This window comes from Bacillus sp. JJ1562 (assembly GCF_036962705.1).
Taxonomy (GTDB): domain Bacteria; phylum Bacillota; class Bacilli; order Bacillales; family Bacillaceae_L; genus Ferdinandcohnia.
Genome location: NZ_JBALOQ010000005.1, coordinates 1 through 18,998 on the forward strand (window position 1 = coordinate 1; position 18,998 = coordinate 18,998).

Sequence of the window (18,998 nt, forward strand, 5' to 3'; positions counted from 1 at the left end):
AGAACCGTCCCTCTGGTTCTATATAAATGAACGATATCCAACAGATAATAGTTAAATGTTCGTATTTTATAAAAGTAATGTAATTCTATTTAGTTACCTCAAAAACCAATAGTGGTACTATCACAACCGCCAAAACCCCTATTTTAAAGCGATTTCAACTCAAATCTAATCAAAAACTTAATCTTCCTACTTCCGAATAAAAGTGTTACAATGGTAAAGTATTTTTCAAATTAGCTGAATAATTGATACATTGAATAAAAGGAGGATTCCAAATGAAACATTTATCGGAGCAAGATCAACAAGTATTTCGTGCAATACAAGATGAACTAGAAAGACAACGTACTAAAATTGAATTGATTGCATCTGAAAACTTTGTAAGTGAAGCAGTCATGGAAGCTCAAGGTTCTGTATTAACAAATAAATATGCAGAAGGGTATCCTGGCCGTCGATACTACGGTGGTTGTGAGCATGTGGATGTTGCAGAAAACATTGCAAGAGACCGTGCGAAGGAAATCTTCGGTGCTGAGCACGCAAATGTTCAGCCACACTCTGGGGCACAAGCGAATATGGCTGTATACTTTACAATCCTAGAACAGGGTGACACTGTACTTGGGATGAATCTTTCCCATGGTGGACATTTAACACATGGTAGTCCGGTAAACTTCAGTGGAGTTCAATATAATTTCGTGGAGTACGGAGTAGATCCTGAAACACATCAAATCAATTACGACGATGTACGTGCTAAAGCAATAGAACATAAGCCAAAGTTGATCGTTGCAGGTGCGAGTGCATATCCACGTGCCATTGATTTTAAAAAGTTTAGAGAAATCGCGGACGAAGTGGGCGCATACTTAATGGTAGACATGGCTCACATCGCTGGTTTAGTGGCAACAGGTCTTCACGAAAACCCAGTTCCATACGCTGATTTCGTTACAACAACTACTCATAAAACATTACGTGGGCCACGTGGTGGTATGATTCTTTGTAAAGAAGAGTTTGCGAAGAAAATTGATAAGTCGATTTTCCCTGGAATCCAAGGTGGTCCATTAATGCACGTAATTGCAGCGAAGGCAGTTGCGTTTGGTGAAGCACTAACTGATGAGTTCAAGCAATACACTAAAAATATCGTCGATAATGCGGCTAGATTAGCTGATTCTTTACAAAAAGAAGGATTAGATCTAGTATCTGGCGGAACTGACAATCACTTATTACTAGTTGATGTTCGTTCTTTAGGTCTAACTGGTAAAGTGGCTGAAAAGGTTCTTGACGATGTCGGCATTACTGTTAACAAAAACACGATTCCATTCGATCCCGAAAGCCCATTTGTAACAAGTGGTATCCGTATCGGTACAGCTGCTGTAACAAGTAGAGGCTTTGGTTTAGAGGATATGGATGAAATTGCGTCAATCATCGCATTTGCATTAAAAAATACAGAAGACGAAGCGAAGCTAGCTGAAGCAAGCGGGCGTGTAGAAGCATTGACTAGCAAGTTCGTACTTTATAAAGAGTATTAATATGTTGGAAGACAGGACTCCCTTTTAGGGGTCCTGTCTTTTTAAGATAGGGCACAATTATTGGATGATAGGGCACAATTCTTAAAGGTTAGGGCACAAATAATCGAAGATAGGGCACAATTTTTCCGAGTTAGGTCACAATTCCCGGAACCTGGGGCACAATCCCCGAAAAAACTTCCACCGATACAGTTTTTTTGTTCAATAAACCATAAACTAGGTCCGATATTTTCAAAACTAGGGTCGATATATTTAAAACTTGGACCGATATACCAAAATTTAAGGGCGATATATTTCAAAAATTGGTCCTATATATCTGATTTTAAGACCGATATATTCAATATGGGAGTACAGATCGCCAAAGATGCCTACCCCGAAAACACAAAGTTACTGCCAAAAACAAAGCGCCTGGACCCAAGTCCAAGCGCATACTCAAATTACTGTTTATTTTTCGGAACTCTTCCGGCCTTCTTTGCTGCTTCCCTTAACAGAAACTCAATATGGCTGTTGACACTTCGAAAATCATCGGCAGCCCATTTTTGTAAAATTTCATAGAGGTCAGGATCTAGCCGCAACGGAAAACTCTTTTTCTTAGACATGCTTGTCACTCATCAATAGAGAGTTCCTGCATTAATGACAGGTTGAGTGGATTTTTCAGAAACAATCGCGACTAGAAGGTTATTCACCATTTGAACCTTTCGCTCATCATCAAGGTCAACTGTTTTATCCTGCTCGAGCTGCTTGATTGCCATTTGTGCCATTCCAACTGCACCTTCGACAATTTTTTGACGAGCTGCAATAATGGCTGTGGCTTGCTGACGTTGAAGCATCGCTTGGGCAATTTCAGTTGAATAGGCAAGATGAGTGAGACGGGCCTCGAGAACCTGTACTCCAGCCACTTTTAAACGATCCTGTAGCTCGGCAGCCAATTCGTTTGAGATTTCCTCAGAATTTCCGCGCAAGGTTAACTCTACATTTTCAAATGTGTCATATGGATAGCGTGTAGCAACATGGCGAATCGCTGTTTCACTTTGAATTTCAACGAATTCCTCATAATGGTCTACATCAAATACTGCCTTCGCAGAATCAACGACCTTGTAAACGATAACCGCAGCAATTTCAATTGGATTTCCCTCGACGTCATTTACTTTGAGCTTTTTACTATTAAAGTTGTTCACGCGTAGCGACACAGATCGGCGAAGAGAAAAGGGAACCGTTAAAAACATTCCACTGTCGCGAATTGTTCCTAAATATTTTCCGAAGAAGATCACAACGCCTGCTTTGTTAGGTTGAATAATTGTAATACCAGAAGCTAGAATCACCGCAAGAGCGGCAAATAGAATTCCAAACACAATCTTTGTGTTAATCAGCATCATGACAGCTAGTGCAATGAAAACAGCAATGACAAGAACACCTAAAAAACCATTAAGCTTCCATACTTGTTTTTCTTTCATGCGATCAACCTCATTTCATTTCGATATTTAACTTATATTATTATGATATCACTTTTGTATAAAAATGTAAATCGGTTTCCTACTTATTTTAAAATTTGTAATTTTTCGTTTCGCCTTGAACATGCTTTGTTTTTTCTGTAAAATTTAATGAAGTGTGAAAAATGCAGTTCGTGGTGTTATTTTTTCATCTGATGGAAATTCTAAAAGAAGCATACTCAAAAAAGGAGAGATGAACGATGGGGAAAGTGTACGTTTTTGATCACCCACTTATTCAACACAAGCTTACATACATACGTGATATCAATACAGGTACAAAGGAATTCCGCGAGTTAGTCGACGAGGTTGCAAGCTTAATGGCTTTTGAAATCACTCGTGATATGTCGCTTGAGGAAGTAGAGGTTGAAACACCTGTAGCTAAGGCGAACTCAAAGATTTTATCTGGGAAAAAGATCGGGATTGTGCCGATTCTTCGAGCTGGTTTAGGAATGGTAGACGGAATTTTACGCTTGATCCCTGCTGCAAAGGTTGGCCATATTGGGTTATATCGTGATCCTGAAACCTTACAGCCAGTTGAGTATTATTTTAAAATGCCTTCTGATATTAAAGAACGTGAATTCATCGTGGTGGACCCAATGCTTGCTACAGGCGGTTCAGCTGTTGAAGCGATCAACGCGTTAAAGAAACGTGGGGCTACAAATATTAAGTTTATGTGTCTAGTTGCAGCACCAGAGGGTGTTGAGGCAATGAAAAATGCCCATCCTGATGTTGATATCTACATTGCGGCACTTGATGAGAAGTTAAATGACCATGGATATATCGTCCCAGGTCTTGGAGATGCTGGAGACCGTTTGTTCGGTACGAAATAAAACATATTCGACCACCTTTTGAGAAATGCTATCTCAAAGAGGTGGTTTTTTTGTGAAAATGTTACTTGGAATTTGTATGTGTATGACTCTTCTATTTTCAACCATTCCTGGCTATGCACACCGTTTTCCGGACAGGCCCCCATTACCGAAAGAGAATATGGATGAAATCGTGCATGAAATTATCATTACAGACGAAAATCAATTTAAGTCTTTAATTGAAAGAACAAAAACAAACTATTCCTCTATAAAAATTAACCACATTTACAAGCATGTGTTTCGGGGTTTTTCAGTAACTGGAAAAAGACGTGATATTCAAAAGCTACAAACTGAGCCTGGCATCAGGCATAGTTCCCCGGTTGCTACCTATAAAGCCTCTGTTGAAGAGAGTGTTCCTTTTATTGGTGGGGATGAAATTCGCAGTCATTTTGATGATAAGGATCATCGCTTAACTGGAAAGGGCGTAAAGGTTGGAGTGATTGATACCGGTATTGATTACACACATCCAGACCTCAGGAGAAATTATAAGGGGGGTTATGATCTCGTTGATGGTGACGACGATCCAATGGAGACAAGGGGAGTTGAAGGGCGTAACACCTCACATGGAACCCATGTTTCAGGGATCATTGCAGCAAATGGAAAGGTCAAAGGAGTTGCACCTGAGGCTGATATCGTGGGCTATCGTGCACTTGGTCCAGGAGGAATGGGAACCTCTGAACAGGTAATTGCAGCCATCGATAAAGCGATTGAGGATAAAGTCGATATTATTAATCTTTCGCTTGGAAATACCATTAATGGACCGGACTGGCCAACAAGTCTTGCGTTAGATAAAGCGACTGAAAAAGGGATTGTCGCGGTAACTTCCAGTGGAAATTCAGGTCCAAAGGTATGGACAGTTGGTTCACCTGGAACGTCATCAAAGGCGATATCTGTTGGCGCATCGACACCGCCAATGACTCTGCCATTTCTAGCGGTTGGATTCGCAGAACGAAAAATTCAGCTTATACCATTTCAAGGTTCGATACCTTGGAAGCTCCAAAAGAAATATGAAGTTGTTCATGCGGGGATAGGCACGGAAAAAACATTTCCAAAGGTAAAAAACAAAATTGTCTTAATGGAAAGAGGGCAAATTACATTTACAGAAAAAGCCGTTCGCGCTCTCGAAGCCGAAGCGATTGCGGTTTTGATCTATAACAACACAGATGGGAACTTCTCGGGTTCGATTGATCAGGAGCTTCCAATACCGGTTGCATCCCTTTCAAAGGAAGACGGGGAATGGCTCAAGAAACAAATTAAGTCACAAAACAATGTTGCCAAAACTTCATTCCAGCCTATAAAAGACACGATTGCTACCTTTAGCTCCAGAGGACCTGTTACACATACATGGGCGATTAAGCCCGACGTGGTGGCGCCAGGGGTCGCAATTGACAGTACGATTCCAGATGGGTATGAGCAAATGCAAGGAACAAGTATGGCAGCACCTCATGTGGCTGGAGCAAGTGCGCTTTTAAAGCAGGCCCACCCTAATTGGACACCTGAACAAATAAAAGCCGCGCTTATGAATACGGCACGACTTTTAGAAAAAGAGGATGGAACCTTATACAAGCCATATGAACAAGGAGCGGGTAGAATTCAACTCCATCAAGCCATTCATTCGGAAACTCTCATCTATCCGGGTTCATTTTCGGCGGGGTTGCTTCATCATCAGGATGGACGTACAGAAAAAAGGATAAACATAACGGTAGATAATCAGTCTAATGATGAAAAGAAGTATTCCTTCGAATTTCCAAAAAACATAAAAGGAATCCAATGGGACATACCAATTCCATTTACACTAGAACCGAAGCAAAAAAAGGTGATCACCATCGGACTTGATATCACACCAAGTACAATTGGTGCTGGCCTCCACCATGGGAATATTTTTTTAAAAGAAGGGAAAAATCGATATCATATTCCATATATGTATGTGATCGAAGAACCCGATTATCCTCGAATCATGGGCTTTCAATTTGGTAAAGGGGATAAAGAGGATGTGTTCAGGTATGAATTATACTTGCCGGGTGGGGCAGATGAGTATGGAATTGTTCTGTATAATCCTGACAGTTTGAGGTTTGTGACATTTTTAGATTGGGATCGAAATGTTGAAAGAGGATTAGTAGAGAAAGCAGTGGATCGGAAAGAACGAAACTTGCGAGGGGTTTTTAAGGCGATCATCTTTGTTAGAAAAGCAGGCAAAGAGGATATACTTGAAACAGAAATCTCATTTGAAGATACAATGATAGGCGGCCATTAAACATAATTAGCAGAAGTCGAACACTTCTGCTAAATTATGTTTAAGCTGGAAGATGTCACGATTTTTCAGAGGAAACTTTCGAACAATAAGATAAAAAACTAAATTCGCCTTTGCGTATTTAGTCTTTTGGTTACCTAATTATGAATTTTTTGTGAACAAAGAGTGAATTTTGAATTAGTACTACGTCAATAGGACTAACAAAAATCATGATTAAAACGCGTTTTGTAAGCGGATGTGGAACACGTTGAAATCGCTTGTGAGAAGGTGAACTTTTTCCTTGCAAACAATTGACATTAATAGGTGCCTATTGTATGCTTACAAAGGGTATGAATGAGAAGGTTTTCATATAGGGATTACTTGAAAAATTGAGTATTTTCTGACACGTTAAAACCTACCTTTTTACGCTTAAAGTGGGGTATGCTGATGCCTAAAAATGACAAGCATCCTTTACGAGCCTATGCGCTTATGTCTGGTATTCTATCTCAATTAGTAGGATCAATTCTAGTAGGCATCTTCCTAGGTAGATGGATTGATCAGATGCTAGCCACTGAACCACTATTTTTAATTCTTGGCCTTCTATTAGGACTAGCAGCAGGAGTCTATGCAACACTTCGTCTAGTCAATCATTTTTTCTCAGGAGATTAACTTGATATGCAGGATCTAACCATAGCGTTTACGAGATATCGTAAATACATATTCTACTTACTTTCAATCTATGTTCTAGGCTGGGGATTCACTGCATATAAATCGGTCTTTTTAGGATTAATAATAGGAACTCTAGGAAGTCTGTGGATTCTATTTACTTTGGCTCGAAAAAACAAGCAAGTTACGAAAGCTTTTGAAGAAGGACGAACAGTCCGTTCGCTTGGAACAATGTCTAGAATGGCGGTTGCAGGTTTGGCGGTATTGGTCGTTATGGAGTATCCAGAAAAGTTTCATCTAGGTAGTATGGTTATTGGATTAATGACAGCTTATTTTGTCATTATGATAGATTTCTTTTTTCAAAAACTTCAAAAATAGACTAAAGCGCAAAGCAAAGCTATGCGCTACACAATATGGGAAGAGAGGTGAATACTGTTGGGTCACGAAGCTCCTACGTTTAAATTGTTTGGACTTTGGTTTAGCACATCTAACATCCTAATGATCACAATTGCGAGTGTAATTGTCTTCATTATCGCGGTTCTTGGAACTCGTACCCTTGCAATGAAGCCAACCGGTGCTCAGAACTTTATGGAATGGGTCATGGACTTTGTTCGAGGAATTATTAAAAGTTCGATGGACTGGAAAACAGGTGGACGCTTCCAAATACTAGGGATTACGTTACTAATGTATATCCTTGTATCAAACTTTCTAGGGTTGCCGTTTGCGATCATTTTTGATCATCAATTATGGTGGAAGTCCCCAACTGCTGATCCAACGATTACGTTAACACTAGCTGTTATGGTTGTTGGTTTATCGCATTACTATGGAATAAAGATGAAGGGTGCTAGAGAATACGGTAAAGATTTCTTTAAACCTATGTCATTTATGTTCCCATTAAAAATTATCGAAGAATTTGCAAACACATTAACTCTCGGACTACGTCTATTTGGTAACATCTATGCCGGTGAGATTCTATTAGGATTAATTGCTGGTATGGCTGTAAGTGGTTATGGTGAAAGCATCTTCGGAGGAATTCTTGGTACAATCGGAGCCTTTATTCCGATGATTGCGTGGCAAGGATTTAGTGTCTTTATTGGTGTTATCCAGGCATACATCTTTACAATGTTAACAATGGTTTATATATCTCACAAAGTGAGTACAGACCATTAAAAATAAACCTTGTCCAAAATGAGACTTTTTGGGCAAACAAAAATCAATTATTATAAATTTTTTATACAATTAAAGGAGGACTATTTCAATGGGTTTATTAGCAGCAGCAATTGCAATTGGTTTAGCGGCACTAGGTGCTGGTATCGGTAACGGTCTTATCGTATCTCGTACAGTTGAGGGGATTGCTCGTCAACCAGAAGCACAAGGTAAACTTCAAACTACTATGTTCATCGGGGTTGCGTTAGTAGAGGCGATTCCTATCATCGCAGTAGTTATCGCGTTCATGGTATACGGCGCATAAGCATGATTTCTCTGGAGCTTTCCTTGAAGTTTCGTGTAAGGTGATTCCCTTATTTCGTAACACTAAAAGTGAAGGCAACAATAACAAAATGGCGAAGATCATTCCAAGAGAACCTTCGCCATTCCTTTGTATTACCCAAAAAAATTTTAAACAAATGTGCTTATTTCGCACTTGAAGATGAAATTAAGGACTTCCATTCGACTCGGAAAAGGAGGGAATATAGGTGTTAGATCTTTTTGTCTTAGGCGCTGCCGCTGGTGGATTGCCTGTTAACCTTGGAGATATCATTTTCCAATTGGTTGTATTCATCGTTTTATTAGCGTTACTTCGTAAATTTGCGTTCGGTCCAATCATGAATATCATGAAACAACGTGAAGAACATATCGCAAATGAAATTAATACTGCAGAGCAAAATCACCAAGAAGCGAAAAAATTAGCAGAAGAACAACGTGAGCTACTTAAAAAATCACGTACAGAAGCTTCTGAATTAATCGAAAATGCACGTAAATTAGGTGAAGAGCAGAAGGAAGGTATTATCCAAGCTGCTCGTGACGAAGCCAACCGTTTAAAGGAAGCTGCAAAGCAAGAAATCGTTCAAGAAAAGGAACAAGCTATTACAGCTTTACGTGAACAGGTTGCATCACTTTCAGTGTTAGTTGCTTCTAAGGTTATCGAAAAGGAACTTAGCCTTGCAGATCAAGAGAAGTTAATTAACGAATATATTCAAGAGGTAGGAGAAGGGCGATGAGCAAAGGAATCGTAGCAAAGCGATATGCAGTAGCTCTTTTTCAATTAGCAAGTGAACAAAATGCACTTGATCAGTACGAAGAAGAAATTCGTACGGTTAAACAAGTGTTTTCAAATAGCAATGACTTCCAATCTGTATTAAGTAATCCAAAGCTGTCAATCGATAAGAAAAAAGCGATTGTAACACAATCCTTCCAAGGTTTTTCACAGATGACATTAAATACGTTACATTTACTTATTGACCGTCATCGTGAAAATATTATCGCTGACGTTGCGGATGAATTTATAACATTAGCAAATGACAAGCGCGGAATTGCCGATGCAACTGTTTACTCTGTACGTCCTTTAACAGACTCAGAGGAAGTAGGAATCTCAAGCGTATTTGCAGTCAAGGTTGGAAAAGCAACATTACGTATTCAAAACATTGTAGATCCAAGTCTGATTGGTGGCGTTAAGCTCCGAATCGGAAATCGTATATATGATGGAAGTGTAAAAGGTAAGTTAGAGCGCTTAGAGCGTGAACTTATTGCTAAAAGATAGGGGTGAAATTCATGAGCATCAAAGCTGAAGAAATTAGTGCGCTGATAAAAAAGCAAATTGAAAACTATCAGTCTGAAATACAAGTGAGCGAAGTTGGTACGGTTATCAGTGTCGGTGACGGTATCGCACGTGCTCATGGCCTCGACAATGTCATGGCTGGAGAACTCGTTGAATTTTCAAACGGTGTCATGGGTATGGCACAAAACCTTGAAGAAAACAACGTTGGTATTATCATCCTAGGTCCTTTCACAGATATTCGTGAAGGTGACGAAGTACGTCGTACAGGACGTATCATGGAGGTTCCAGTTGGTGAAGCATTGATCGGCCGTGTTGTTAACTCTCTAGGACAACCAGTTGATGGTCTTGGTCCAATCGAAACTACTAAAACTCGTCCAATCGAAAGTCCAGCTCCTGGAATCATGGACCGTAAATCTGTTCATGAACCATTACAAACTGGTATCAAAGCGATTGACGCATTAATTCCAATCGGTCGTGGTCAGCGTGAGTTGATCATCGGTGACCGTCAAACAGGTAAAACAGCTGTTGCAATCGACACAATCCTTAACCAAAAGAACGAAAATATGATTTGTATTTACGTTGCAATTGGTCAAAAGGAATCAACAGTTCGTGGTGTTGTTGAAACATTACGTAAAAACGGTGCATTAGATTACACAATCGTTGTAACTGCTTCTGCATCTCAACCAGCTCCAATGTTATTCTTAGCTCCTTATGCGGGTGTAACAATGGGTGAAGAGTTCATGTACAATGGTAAGCACGTTTTAGTTATTTATGATGACTTAACAAAACAAGCTTCTGCATACCGTGAGCTTTCATTATTACTACGTCGTCCTCCAGGTCGTGAAGCATATCCAGGGGATGTATTCTACCTACACTCTCGCCTTCTTGAGCGTGCTGCGAAGCTTTCTGACGCAAAAGGTGGCGGATCGATTACAGCTTTACCGTTCATTGAAACACAAGCTGGTGACGTATCTGCATATATTCCAACAAACGTTATCTCGATTACTGACGGACAAATCTTCTTACAATCTGACTTATTCTTCTCAGGTGTACGTCCTGCCGTTAACGCAGGGTTATCCGTATCACGTGTTGGTGGATCTGCTCAAATCAATGCGATGAAGAAGGTATCAGGTACATTACGTCTTGACCTTGCTTCTTACCGTGAATTAGAAGCATTCGCTCAGTTCGGTTCAGATCTTGATAAAGCAACTCAAGCGAAACTTAACCGTGGTGCACGTACAGTAGAAGTATTAAAACAAGGTCTAAATAAGCCAATAGCAGTAGAAAAGCAAGTTGCGATTCTATATGCATTAACTCGTGGATTCTTAGATGATATTCCAGTAGAAGATATTCTTCGTTTCGAGGAAGAATACTTCGTATGGTTAGAACATAACCGTAAAGCTGAAATTTTTGATCACATCAGATCAACTGGAAAACTTCCAGAGGACGAAGTATTTACTTCTGCGATCAACGACTTCAAAAAGACTTTTGCGGTATCTGAGTAATTAACTTTGTTCAGCCCCTGGCTGAATAAAGTTAAAGCCTCCGGCGGAGACATGCGATTTTCAAAGGAAAGTTTTCGAGCATGCTCGAAAAAATCTGGGCGCAAATACGCCAAGGCGCATTTGATTGAGTAGCGGCGTGCTTTCATGGCGCGTCGCTTGTCTGAATAGCTAGGAAGACTCGGTTCCAAAGCGTTTACGAAAAATCGAGGAAAAGGTGGTGAGAACCTTTGGCATCCTTACGTGATATAAAAACGAGAATCACTTCAACAAAGAAAACAAGTCAAATTACAAAAGCGATGCAGATGGTATCGGCATCTAAATTTAGCCGTGCTGAAGCAAATGCAAAATCGTTTGTTCCATATATGGAAAAAATTCAAGAGGTCGTTGCAAATATCGCAGTGGGCAGCTCTGATGCAAGTCATCCAATGCTACTACACAGACCAATTAAAAAGACTGCTTATATCGTGATTACATCTGACCGTGGATTAGCTGGTGCATATAACAGTAACGTGATTCGTGGTGCATACCAGGCGATGCAAAAACGTCATAAAAGCACAGATGAATTTACTGTAATCGCAATCGGTCGTGTTGGCCGTGACTTCTTTGTAAAAAGAGGAATTTCTGTTAGCCTAGAAATCGCTGGTTTATCTGATCAGCCTTCTTTCGCTGAGATTAAGGATATTGCAAATGCGACTGTGAATATGTTCACGGATGGTACGTATGATGAGCTTTACATGTGGTATAACCACTTTGTAAGTGCGATTCAACACGACATAACAGAGAAGAAGCTTTTACCATTAACGGATTTAGCTGCAAACAAAAAACAAACTTCTTATGAATTTGAACCTTCACAAGAAGATATCTTAGAGGTATTGCTACCTCAGTATGCTGAAAGTCTCATCTACGGAGCACTTTTAGACGGAAAGGCAAGTGAACATTCTGCTCGTATGACTGCGATGAAGAATGCGACAGACAATGCGAAAGAACTCATTGACTCACTTACACTTTCTTATAACCGTGCCCGTCAAGCGGCAATTACGCAAGAAATTACGGAAATTGTCGGTGGAGCAGCAGCGTTAGAGTAGAAATTTTACAACCTTAATTTTATAAATAAGGCATTCAAAATGTCCGAAAAAACTTTGAATGACCGCCAAAAGTAAGTTAGGAGGGAAAACGATGACAAAAGGACGCGTTACCCAAGTTATGGGTCCTGTTGTAGACGTACAGTTTGACAGCGGGCATCTTCCTGAGATTTATAACGCCCTTACTATTAAACATAGTGCGCATAACGAAAATGAAGTTGATATCAACTTAACATTAGAAGTTGCGCTTCACCTCGGTGATGACACTGTACGTACAGTTGCGATGTCATCTACTGACGGTGTAGTTCGTGGATTAGAGGTAACTGACACTGGTAAGCCAATTTCCGTACCAGTTGGTGATGTAACACTTGGACGTGTATTTAACGTATTAGGTGAAAACATTGACCTAGACGAGCCAGTTCCTGCTGATGCACGTCGTGATGCAATTCACAGAGAAGCACCAACATTCGAACAACTTTCAACTGAGGTTGAAATTCTTGAAACAGGTATTAAGGTAGTAGACCTTCTTGCTCCATACATTAAAGGTGGAAAAATCGGTCTATTCGGTGGTGCGGGAGTTGGTAAAACGGTTCTTATCCAAGAGCTTATCAACAACATCGCACAAGAACACGGTGGTATTTCCGTATTCGCTGGTGTAGGTGAGCGTACTCGTGAAGGAAACGACTTATACTACGAAATGAAAGACTCTGGAGTTATCGCAAAAACTGCAATGGTATTCGGACAAATGAACGAACCACCAGGTGCGCGTATGCGTGTAGCATTAACTGGTCTTACAATGGCGGAATACTTCCGTGATGATCAAGGTCAAGACGTGTTATTCTTTATCGATAACATTTTCCGATTCACCCAAGCAGGTTCTGAAGTATCAGCCCTACTTGGACGTATGCCATCTGCCGTTGGTTACCAACCAACACTAGCAACTGAGATGGGTAAATTACAAGAACGTATTACATCTACAAACGTTGGATCTGTAACGTCAATCCAAGCGATTTACGTTCCTGCCGATGACTATACTGACCCGGCTCCAGCTACAACGTTTGCTCACTTAGACGCAACAACTAACCTTGAGCGTAAGCTTTCTGAGATGGGTATTTACCCTGCAGTGGATCCATTGGCATCTACATCTCGTGCTTTATCTCCTGAAATTGTTGGAGAAGAGCATTACGAAGTTGCACGTCAAGTACAGCAAACATTACAACGTTACCGTGAACTACAAGATATCATCGCAATCCTAGGTATGGATGAGTTAGGTGATGAGGATAAGCTAGTCGTACTCCGTGCGCGTCGTATCCAATTCTTCTTATCTCAAAACTTCCACGTTGCGGAGCAGTTCACAAATCAACCAGGTTCTTATGTTCCAGTTAAAGAAACTGTTCGTGGATTCAAGGAAATCCTAGAGGGTAAATACGACTATCTTCCTGAAGATGCGTTCCGTCTAGTTGGTCGAATTGAAGAAGCAGTAGAAGCTGGAAAGCGCATGGGTGTTGAAGCATAATTAACGGGACCTAGGAGGGTGTAAAATGAAGACAGTAAAAGTCAATGTCGTGACTCCTGATGGCCCAGTTTATGAAGCTGATGTGGATATGGTAAGTGCCAAGGCTCAAAGCGGTGAGCTTGGTATTTTACCTGGACATATTCCTATGGTTGCTCCTCTTCAAGTAGGGGCAGTTAGACTTAAGAGGGGAAGCAGCACTGATCTTGTGGCTGTAAGTGGAGGCTTTCTCGAAGTTCGTCCTGACCAAGTAACCATCCTTGCTCAAGCTGCCGAAACAGCTGAAAAGATTGACGTTCACCGTGCCGAAGAAGCAAAGCACCGTGCTGAACAACGCTTGCAGGCGAAACAAGATCACGTCGATTTTAAACGAGCAGAGCTCGCTTTAAAACGTGCCATCAATCGATTAAACGTAACAAAAAACAAATACTAATTTGTTTTAATAGGAACCCCCAGTGGCCTTTGGCTTCTGGGGGTTTTTGTAATTGCGGGGCGTACAAGTGCCGGCCGGGTAGATTCTGGCTAACGATGATAGAAGCAAATTAACGTTGATAGAAATAGATTAACGCCGATAGAATTAAAATAACGCCGATAGACTCAAATTATCGTTTATAGAACATAACTTCATAATTTAATTATGGATTTATTAGAACTCAAGCTAGCTATCTCAATAATTCAATCCCTTATATAATGGTAATAACAGAACTTGGCCATTAAATCGGGGATTTTTATTTTTGGTGAAACCTTTTGCCTTTTTCCTGTATCTAAGAATTAGGTCGACCCGGAAAGGAGAGCATATTTTGAATATCTCAAAAGAGGTGAAGATGGCAAAGCGTGGGAGCAAATCATCCTTTGAAAACTTGATTGTGGCCCATAAGCTTTTGATGTACCGCGTTGCGAAAACAATTTTAAAGAACGACGAGGATTGTGCGGATGCGATTCAGGAGGCAATCATTAAGGCATACGAAAAGATTGATACGTTGAGAGAGCCTGCATATTTTAAAAGTTGGCTTTGCCGAATTGTTTTAAATGAATGCTATCAGCTACTTAGGCAGAAAAAGAATGTCATAAATTTGGATGAATGGTTAGAACCACAAATCCAGGACAACGGATATGAAGAGGTTGAGGTTGAACAGATGCTTAGTAAACTACCTGAAGAGCAATCTCAATTGTTGAAGCTTTTTCATATAGAGGGCATTTCAATCTTAGAATTAGCCCAAATTTATGAGGTTCCGGAAAATACGGTTAAAACGAGATTACGTCGCGCTCGTGAAAAAATGCGTGAGCTATGGGATGAAAAGGAGGAGGGATCATCATGGAAAAGTGGGAAGAGCAAATAAAGCTGAGGGCAAATCCGCAGGTTCCTACAAGTGTTGAAGAGCGAATGAACAAAACTCTCCGTTCCCTTCCAAAAAAGAAGAAATATCCTCGCTTCTATTATCCAGCCGTGGCAGTGATAGTAATAGGTCTTCTTTTATTTGGAGTATCCTTTATATCTCCAACCTTTGCCGACACAATGAGGTCTGTTCCGGTGATTGGGTCTATATTTAAAATAGTAGGCGATATAGGTACTCAAAAGGGAGAAGAAGCGGGGTTGACTACCTTGTTAGGACAGCAGGTTGAAATAAATGGGCAAGTGATTACCTTTACGGAGAGTTTGTATGACGGTTCACAAATTCACATTGGGTATATCATTGAATCTCATACACAAGGGAAGAACGCTCTTCAAAAAGATTTATTATCGGATTTAAGATTTACGATTGATGGGAAGGGTGTTAGTTATGGTATGGGGGCTCGCGGTGAGGTATTAGAAAATGGTGATTACGCTGGAGTTATAAGCATTAAAGCCCATGAGGAGCTTCCTGAGAATTTTACGCTAGGAATCCAGTCCTATAAAGAGAAATCATTGGATGTGGAATTGCCAATCAAGAAACAAGGAGATAATCGAGCGTTTTTAGTCAATGAACAGGTGGAATCGAAGGATTTAACGATTCAAGTTGATAAGGTTACATTTTTCCCAACGAGCACAGAAATTGCAATGCGTCAGATTATGGATGAGAAAACCTACAATAATAAAAAGTATGAATGGATGGATTATCTGGTTGTTGACGATCAGGGACGAGTGCTTCAGCCCTTAAGTGGAGGTGGCAGTGGAGGTCTATCAAAGGGGAAATTTATTCAGACTTTGAATCATTATTTTGAACCACTTGAGAATGTTCCAAAGTCTTTAACACTAAAACCGTATTTAATAAATACTAGTGAGAAAAAGGCAGAAGAAGTTAGAGCGAAGTGGGAAGGCGAAAAGCTGACACTTCCTCAAGGTGAAATCGGAGAAACCTCGATTATGGATATAAAGAGTGAAAATGGTATAGTGACGCTTACGGTAGAGACCACAGGAGATAATGCGTACTTTCAAGCAAATAGTATTTGGTTTGAGGACCAAAACGGCACAGCGTATTATTCAGAGAATGCTCCAAAAAGAGTGGAAGGCACAACAAATCAGTATATCATTCAGATCGAAGCCAGTGTAACTACAGAAGACATTAAGGTAGTTACATACAAACAAAAGCCACCGAACTATTTAAAGGAGCTAGAAGTGACGATTGAATTAGGTGAGTAAATGTTATGGGCTACTTTTAAGTAGTCCTTTTTTAGTATTTGGACAATTATGGCTGATAATTTTCGTTATCGGACAATATTCTATAAGTATAGGTGAAATTATCGACGATGGAGTTTTGGGGGGATGGATGTATTGAGGTTGGTAGGATTCTACAGAAGTAATCGTACCATCGAGGGGTGGGATTTATATGAGTGAGGGTATGAAAAAGGTCTAATCGTGCCCTCAGAGATGAGAATTCCTTCGGTTGATAGTAGGAATATCGAGTAATCTTACCATTAAGAGGGAGAAATTGTTTGATTGATGGTACGAATATTTTTATGAGTGTAACTTCGTTACGACTATTTTTTTGAGTAATCAAGGTTTAAGAAGGAAGTACGCCCAAAACACATGCGGCATTTTGGGCTAGGTGAGGGGGCCAAGTGTCGACCAACTGGGGTCTTATGTTCTATCAAGCCCGGAATTACCATTTTGATGAAACCAAGGTTTCATCATTCAGCTAAGGCTGGAACAATCAAATACAGTAAAAATGGCTTGGAATTGCTAGACTTTCCAGCTCTTTTTACTGTATTTGTCTGAAATGGTAATTTCGTAGAATATGTGTCAGGTTTGGTCGACACTAGGCGGGGAAAAGTGCTATAATGTATTCGGTTACATTTTTAATATTTTGATAAAATGATGGGAGATATCGGAGGGGGCTACATGGAGGATCTTTTGAATCAGTATTTGAATAGTTACATGATTGTGTTTGTCTTCTTGTTGTTGGGTATTCTACTCCCGATTGTGGCGTTGTTTCTGGGGAAGTTGCTTCGGCCACATGCACCGAGTGAGGAGAAGGCTACTACATATGAAAGTGGGATTGAGCCATTCCATGATTCACGGGTACAGTTTAATGTACGCTATTATATTTTTGCACTATTGTTTGTTATTTTTGATGTTGAGACAGTATTTTTATATCCATGGGCTGTTGCCTACGAAAAACTCGGAATTTTTGCATTGGTTGAGATGTTAATATTCGTTGTTATGCTCGTTATCGGCTTAGTATATGCTTGGAAGAAGGGCGTGTTGAAATGGATTTAAAAATGGATGGTATTTCAGATTTAGAGATGGAAGAGTTAAAGAGAAGTATATTTTTAACGACGCTGGAGCAGGTGAAGGGATGGGCACGAAGTAATTCGTTGTGGCCACTTACATTTGGTCTGGCTTGTTGTGCGATTGAAATGATGGGGACAGGTTCTTCTCACTATGATTTAGATCGTTTTGGTTCCTTTTTCCGTACGTCTCCTCGTCAGTCTGATTGTATGATTGTGTCGGGTACGGTGACGAAGAAAATGGCGCCCGTATTAAAGAGATTGTATGACCAGATGCCTGAGCCAAAATGGGTGATTGCGATGGGTTCTTGTGCAACTGCAGGGGGACCTTATGTAAAGTCGTATGCGGTTGTAAAAGGGGTTGACCAAATTGTACCGGTTGATGTGTACATACCTGGTTGTCCTCCAAATCCAGCTGCACTTATTTACGGGATTAATAAATTAAGAGAAAAGATTCGCTATGAGGCTAAAACGGGGAAGAAGGTGATTTAGCGTGAGCGAAGAAAAAGACCTGGAACAACTTAAGCGGGAAGCTGCAGAGAAGGCGAAGGAAGCTGCAAGAAAGCGACTAGCTGAAAAACAGGCGGCTGAAGCGAAAAGTGACGATGAATCAAAGGAAGAAAATATAGATATTGCGAAGGCGAAAGCGGCAGCTGCGGCCAAGGCAAAGGCAGCGGCATTAGCAAAGCAAAAGGCGGCAGAGGCCGCGTCCGGCGAATCGTCGGAAGCCGATGACAAAGCAACAGCGAAGGCGAAAGCTGCTGCGGCGGCCAAAGCGAAGGCTGCAGCGCTAGCAAAGCAAAAAGCGGCAGAGGCCGTGTCCGCTGAATTGTCGGAAGCCGATGACAAAGCAACGGCGAAAGCGAAAGCCGCTGCAGCAGCGAAGGCCAAGGCAGCAGCACTTGCAAAGCAGAAGGCGGCAGAAAAGGATGGGGCAGGCTCGGATGATGATGAACTTGCAAAAGCTAAGGCAAAAGCAGTAGCAGCAGCAAAGGCAAAGGCTGCTGCAGCAGCGAAAGCGAAAGCGGCATCTGGCGCCGGTGGATCAGACGATCTTGCCAAGGAAAAAGCGAAAGCAATCGCAGCGGCAAAGGCGAAGGCAGCTGCTGCAGCGAGAGCAAAAGCTGCGGCGGGTGGAGTACCAGAAGAAGAAGTCGAAGAGGCCGCGCCATCTCCTAACCAGAAATATTTGGATAAGTACGTGAAAGTTATCACGGGGCACTTAGGTGAAGATGTTTTAGAAGATTCATATATTAATACACTATCAAAAGATGTTCCAACACTTGTTGCAAAGCCAGATACATATTATAAGGTTGCACAGTTTTTAAAGTTTAATGAACAGCTTGGGTTCGATTATCTCTCAGAACTACATGGTACAGACTACCAAACACATATGGAAGTATATGTTCATTTATTCTCTTATAAAAACCGTCAATCTGTAGCGTTAAAAGTAAAGCTTGAACGTGATGAGCCAAAAACTGCATCCTTGCAGCCATTATGGGAAGGGGCAAACTGGCCAGAGCGAGAAGCATATGACTTACTCGGCATCACATTCACAGGGCATCCAAATTTAACACGAATCCTATTACCGGACGACTGGGTTGGGTATCCACTTAGAAAAGACTATGAACCGTATGATGTGGAGGTGTAG

The 18,998-nt window shown here is 40.8% G+C and carries 20 protein-coding genes; 18 read left to right on the forward strand and 2 right to left on the reverse strand.

What is annotated here, in order from left to right:
* Nucleotides 1-272 precede the first annotated feature (272 nt).
* Entirely contained in the window at nt 273-1,514 is a 1,242-nt protein-coding gene (gene glyA, locus V7097_RS03495) for a serine hydroxymethyltransferase (RefSeq protein ID WP_335702209.1), read from the forward strand.
* 434 nt (nt 1,515-1,948) lie between these two features.
* On the opposite strand, the gene V7097_RS03500 is transcribed toward glyA, so the two are convergent.
* The gene (locus V7097_RS03500) at nt 1,949-2,110 is read right to left on the reverse strand and encodes an Arc family DNA-binding protein (RefSeq protein ID WP_335702210.1); all 162 of its coding nucleotides are present in this window, start codon (nt 2,108-2,110) and stop codon (nt 1,949-1,951) included.
* Between the two features lie 12 nt (nt 2,111-2,122).
* Complete coding sequence (locus V7097_RS03505; RefSeq protein WP_335702211.1) at nt 2,123-2,965, reverse strand: SPFH domain-containing protein; 843 nt, start codon at nt 2,963-2,965, stop codon at nt 2,123-2,125.
* Nucleotides 2,966-3,201: 236 nt separating this feature from the next.
* On the opposite strand from V7097_RS03505, the gene upp reads away from it, so the two are divergent.
* The 17 genes from upp to V7097_RS03590 all read left to right on the forward strand — a co-directional run bounded on the left by upp (nt 3,202) and on the right by V7097_RS03590 (nt 18,998).
* The gene (upp, locus tag V7097_RS03510; protein WP_335702212.1) at nt 3,202-3,831 is read left to right on the forward strand and encodes a uracil phosphoribosyltransferase; all 630 of its coding nucleotides are present in this window, start codon (nt 3,202-3,204) and stop codon (nt 3,829-3,831) included.
* Between the two features lie 58 nt (nt 3,832-3,889).
* Nucleotides 3,890-6,121: a S8 family serine peptidase gene (locus V7097_RS03515; protein ID WP_335702359.1), complete on the forward strand. Its 2,232-nt coding sequence runs from the start codon at nt 3,890-3,892 to the stop codon at nt 6,119-6,121.
* Nucleotides 6,122-6,544: 423 nt separating this feature from the next.
* Nucleotides 6,545-6,766 carry an AtpZ/AtpI family protein gene (locus V7097_RS03520; RefSeq protein WP_335702213.1) on the forward strand — a complete coding sequence of 74 codons (222 nt, stop codon included), beginning with the start codon at nt 6,545-6,547 and terminating at the stop codon, nt 6,764-6,766.
* A gap of 6 nt (nt 6,767-6,772) precedes the next feature.
* A complete protein-coding gene (locus V7097_RS03525; protein WP_335702214.1) occupies nt 6,773-7,141 on the forward strand; it encodes an ATP synthase subunit I in 369 nt (122 codons plus the stop codon).
* A gap of 57 nt (nt 7,142-7,198) precedes the next feature.
* Entirely contained in the window at nt 7,199-7,933 is a 735-nt protein-coding gene (atpB, locus tag V7097_RS03530; RefSeq protein ID WP_335702215.1) for a F0F1 ATP synthase subunit A, read from the forward strand.
* Between the two features lie 88 nt (nt 7,934-8,021).
* The gene (atpE, locus tag V7097_RS03535) at nt 8,022-8,234 is read left to right on the forward strand and encodes a F0F1 ATP synthase subunit C (RefSeq protein WP_335702216.1); all 213 of its coding nucleotides are present in this window, start codon (nt 8,022-8,024) and stop codon (nt 8,232-8,234) included.
* A 223-nt stretch (nt 8,235-8,457) separates the two neighbouring features.
* Nucleotides 8,458-8,982, forward strand: coding sequence for a F0F1 ATP synthase subunit B (atpF, locus tag V7097_RS03540; protein ID WP_335702217.1), 525 nt, complete (start codon nt 8,458-8,460; stop codon nt 8,980-8,982).
* Nucleotides 8,979-9,521 (forward strand): F0F1 ATP synthase subunit delta, encoded by a 543-nt coding sequence (locus tag V7097_RS03545; protein ID WP_335702218.1) that lies wholly within the window; start codon nt 8,979-8,981, stop codon nt 9,519-9,521. The genes atpF and V7097_RS03545 overlap by 4 nt, the downstream gene beginning before the upstream one ends.
* A gap of 11 nt (nt 9,522-9,532) precedes the next feature.
* Entirely contained in the window at nt 9,533-11,044 is a 1,512-nt protein-coding gene (gene atpA / locus V7097_RS03550; RefSeq protein ID WP_335702219.1) for a F0F1 ATP synthase subunit alpha, read from the forward strand.
* Between the two features lie 227 nt (nt 11,045-11,271).
* Complete coding sequence (locus V7097_RS03555; protein ID WP_335702220.1) at nt 11,272-12,129, forward strand: F0F1 ATP synthase subunit gamma; 858 nt, start codon at nt 11,272-11,274, stop codon at nt 12,127-12,129.
* 91 nt (nt 12,130-12,220) lie between these two features.
* Nucleotides 12,221-13,642, forward strand: a complete 1,422-nt coding sequence (gene atpD, locus V7097_RS03560) for a F0F1 ATP synthase subunit beta (RefSeq protein WP_335702221.1) — start codon at nt 12,221-12,223, stop codon at nt 13,640-13,642.
* A 25-nt stretch (nt 13,643-13,667) separates the two neighbouring features.
* Nucleotides 13,668-14,072 carry a F0F1 ATP synthase subunit epsilon gene (locus V7097_RS03565; RefSeq protein ID WP_335702222.1) on the forward strand — a complete coding sequence of 135 codons (405 nt, stop codon included), beginning with the start codon at nt 13,668-13,670 and terminating at the stop codon, nt 14,070-14,072.
* 367 nt (nt 14,073-14,439) lie between these two features.
* On the forward strand, nt 14,440-14,979 hold the full coding sequence (locus V7097_RS03570; RefSeq protein ID WP_335702223.1) for an RNA polymerase sigma factor: 540 nt from the start codon (nt 14,440-14,442) through the stop codon (nt 14,977-14,979).
* Nucleotides 14,955-16,259, forward strand: a complete 1,305-nt coding sequence (locus tag V7097_RS03575; protein WP_335702224.1) for a DUF4179 domain-containing protein — start codon at nt 14,955-14,957, stop codon at nt 16,257-16,259. The genes V7097_RS03570 and V7097_RS03575 overlap by 25 nt, the downstream gene beginning before the upstream one ends.
* Before the next feature lie 699 nt (nt 16,260-16,958).
* On the forward strand, nt 16,959-17,336 hold the full coding sequence (locus V7097_RS03580) for an NADH-quinone oxidoreductase subunit A (RefSeq protein ID WP_335420932.1): 378 nt from the start codon (nt 16,959-16,961) through the stop codon (nt 17,334-17,336).
* Complete coding sequence (locus tag V7097_RS03585; protein ID WP_309537989.1) at nt 17,327-17,839, forward strand: NuoB/complex I 20 kDa subunit family protein; 513 nt, start codon at nt 17,327-17,329, stop codon at nt 17,837-17,839. The genes V7097_RS03580 and V7097_RS03585 overlap by 10 nt, the downstream gene beginning before the upstream one ends.
* A 1-nt stretch (nt 17,840) precedes the next feature.
* The gene (locus V7097_RS03590; RefSeq protein ID WP_335702225.1) at nt 17,841-18,998 is read left to right on the forward strand and encodes an NADH-quinone oxidoreductase subunit C; all 1,158 of its coding nucleotides are present in this window, start codon (nt 17,841-17,843) and stop codon (nt 18,996-18,998) included.

Excerpts from the sequence above, each read along its gene's own strand:
- glyA (WP_335702209.1), top strand. The coding sequence starts at position 273 with ATGAAACATTTATCGGAGCAAGATCAACAAGTATTTCGTGCAATACAA.
- V7097_RS03500 (WP_335702210.1), bottom strand. The coding sequence starts at position 2,110 with ATGTCTAAGAAAAAGAGTTTTCCGTTGCGGCTAGATCCTGACCTCTAT.
- V7097_RS03505 (WP_335702211.1), bottom strand. The coding sequence starts at position 2,965 with ATGAAAGAAAAACAAGTATGGAAGCTTAATGGTTTTTTAGGTGTTCTT.
- upp (WP_335702212.1), top strand. The coding sequence starts at position 3,202 with ATGGGGAAAGTGTACGTTTTTGATCACCCACTTATTCAACACAAGCTT.
- V7097_RS03515 (WP_335702359.1), top strand. The coding sequence starts at position 3,890 with ATGTTACTTGGAATTTGTATGTGTATGACTCTTCTATTTTCAACCATT.
- V7097_RS03520 (WP_335702213.1), top strand. The coding sequence starts at position 6,545 with ATGCCTAAAAATGACAAGCATCCTTTACGAGCCTATGCGCTTATGTCT.
- V7097_RS03525 (WP_335702214.1), top strand. The coding sequence starts at position 6,773 with ATGCAGGATCTAACCATAGCGTTTACGAGATATCGTAAATACATATTC.
- atpE (WP_335702216.1), top strand. The coding sequence starts at position 8,022 with ATGGGTTTATTAGCAGCAGCAATTGCAATTGGTTTAGCGGCACTAGGT.
- V7097_RS03545 (WP_335702218.1), top strand. The coding sequence starts at position 8,979 with ATGAGCAAAGGAATCGTAGCAAAGCGATATGCAGTAGCTCTTTTTCAA.
- atpA (WP_335702219.1), top strand. The coding sequence starts at position 9,533 with ATGAGCATCAAAGCTGAAGAAATTAGTGCGCTGATAAAAAAGCAAATT.
- atpD (WP_335702221.1), top strand. The coding sequence starts at position 12,221 with ATGACAAAAGGACGCGTTACCCAAGTTATGGGTCCTGTTGTAGACGTA.
- V7097_RS03565 (WP_335702222.1), top strand. The coding sequence starts at position 13,668 with ATGAAGACAGTAAAAGTCAATGTCGTGACTCCTGATGGCCCAGTTTAT.
- V7097_RS03575 (WP_335702224.1), top strand. The coding sequence starts at position 14,955 with ATGGAAAAGTGGGAAGAGCAAATAAAGCTGAGGGCAAATCCGCAGGTT.
- V7097_RS03580 (WP_335420932.1), top strand. The coding sequence starts at position 16,959 with ATGGAGGATCTTTTGAATCAGTATTTGAATAGTTACATGATTGTGTTT.
- V7097_RS03585 (WP_309537989.1), top strand. The coding sequence starts at position 17,327 with ATGGATTTAAAAATGGATGGTATTTCAGATTTAGAGATGGAAGAGTTA.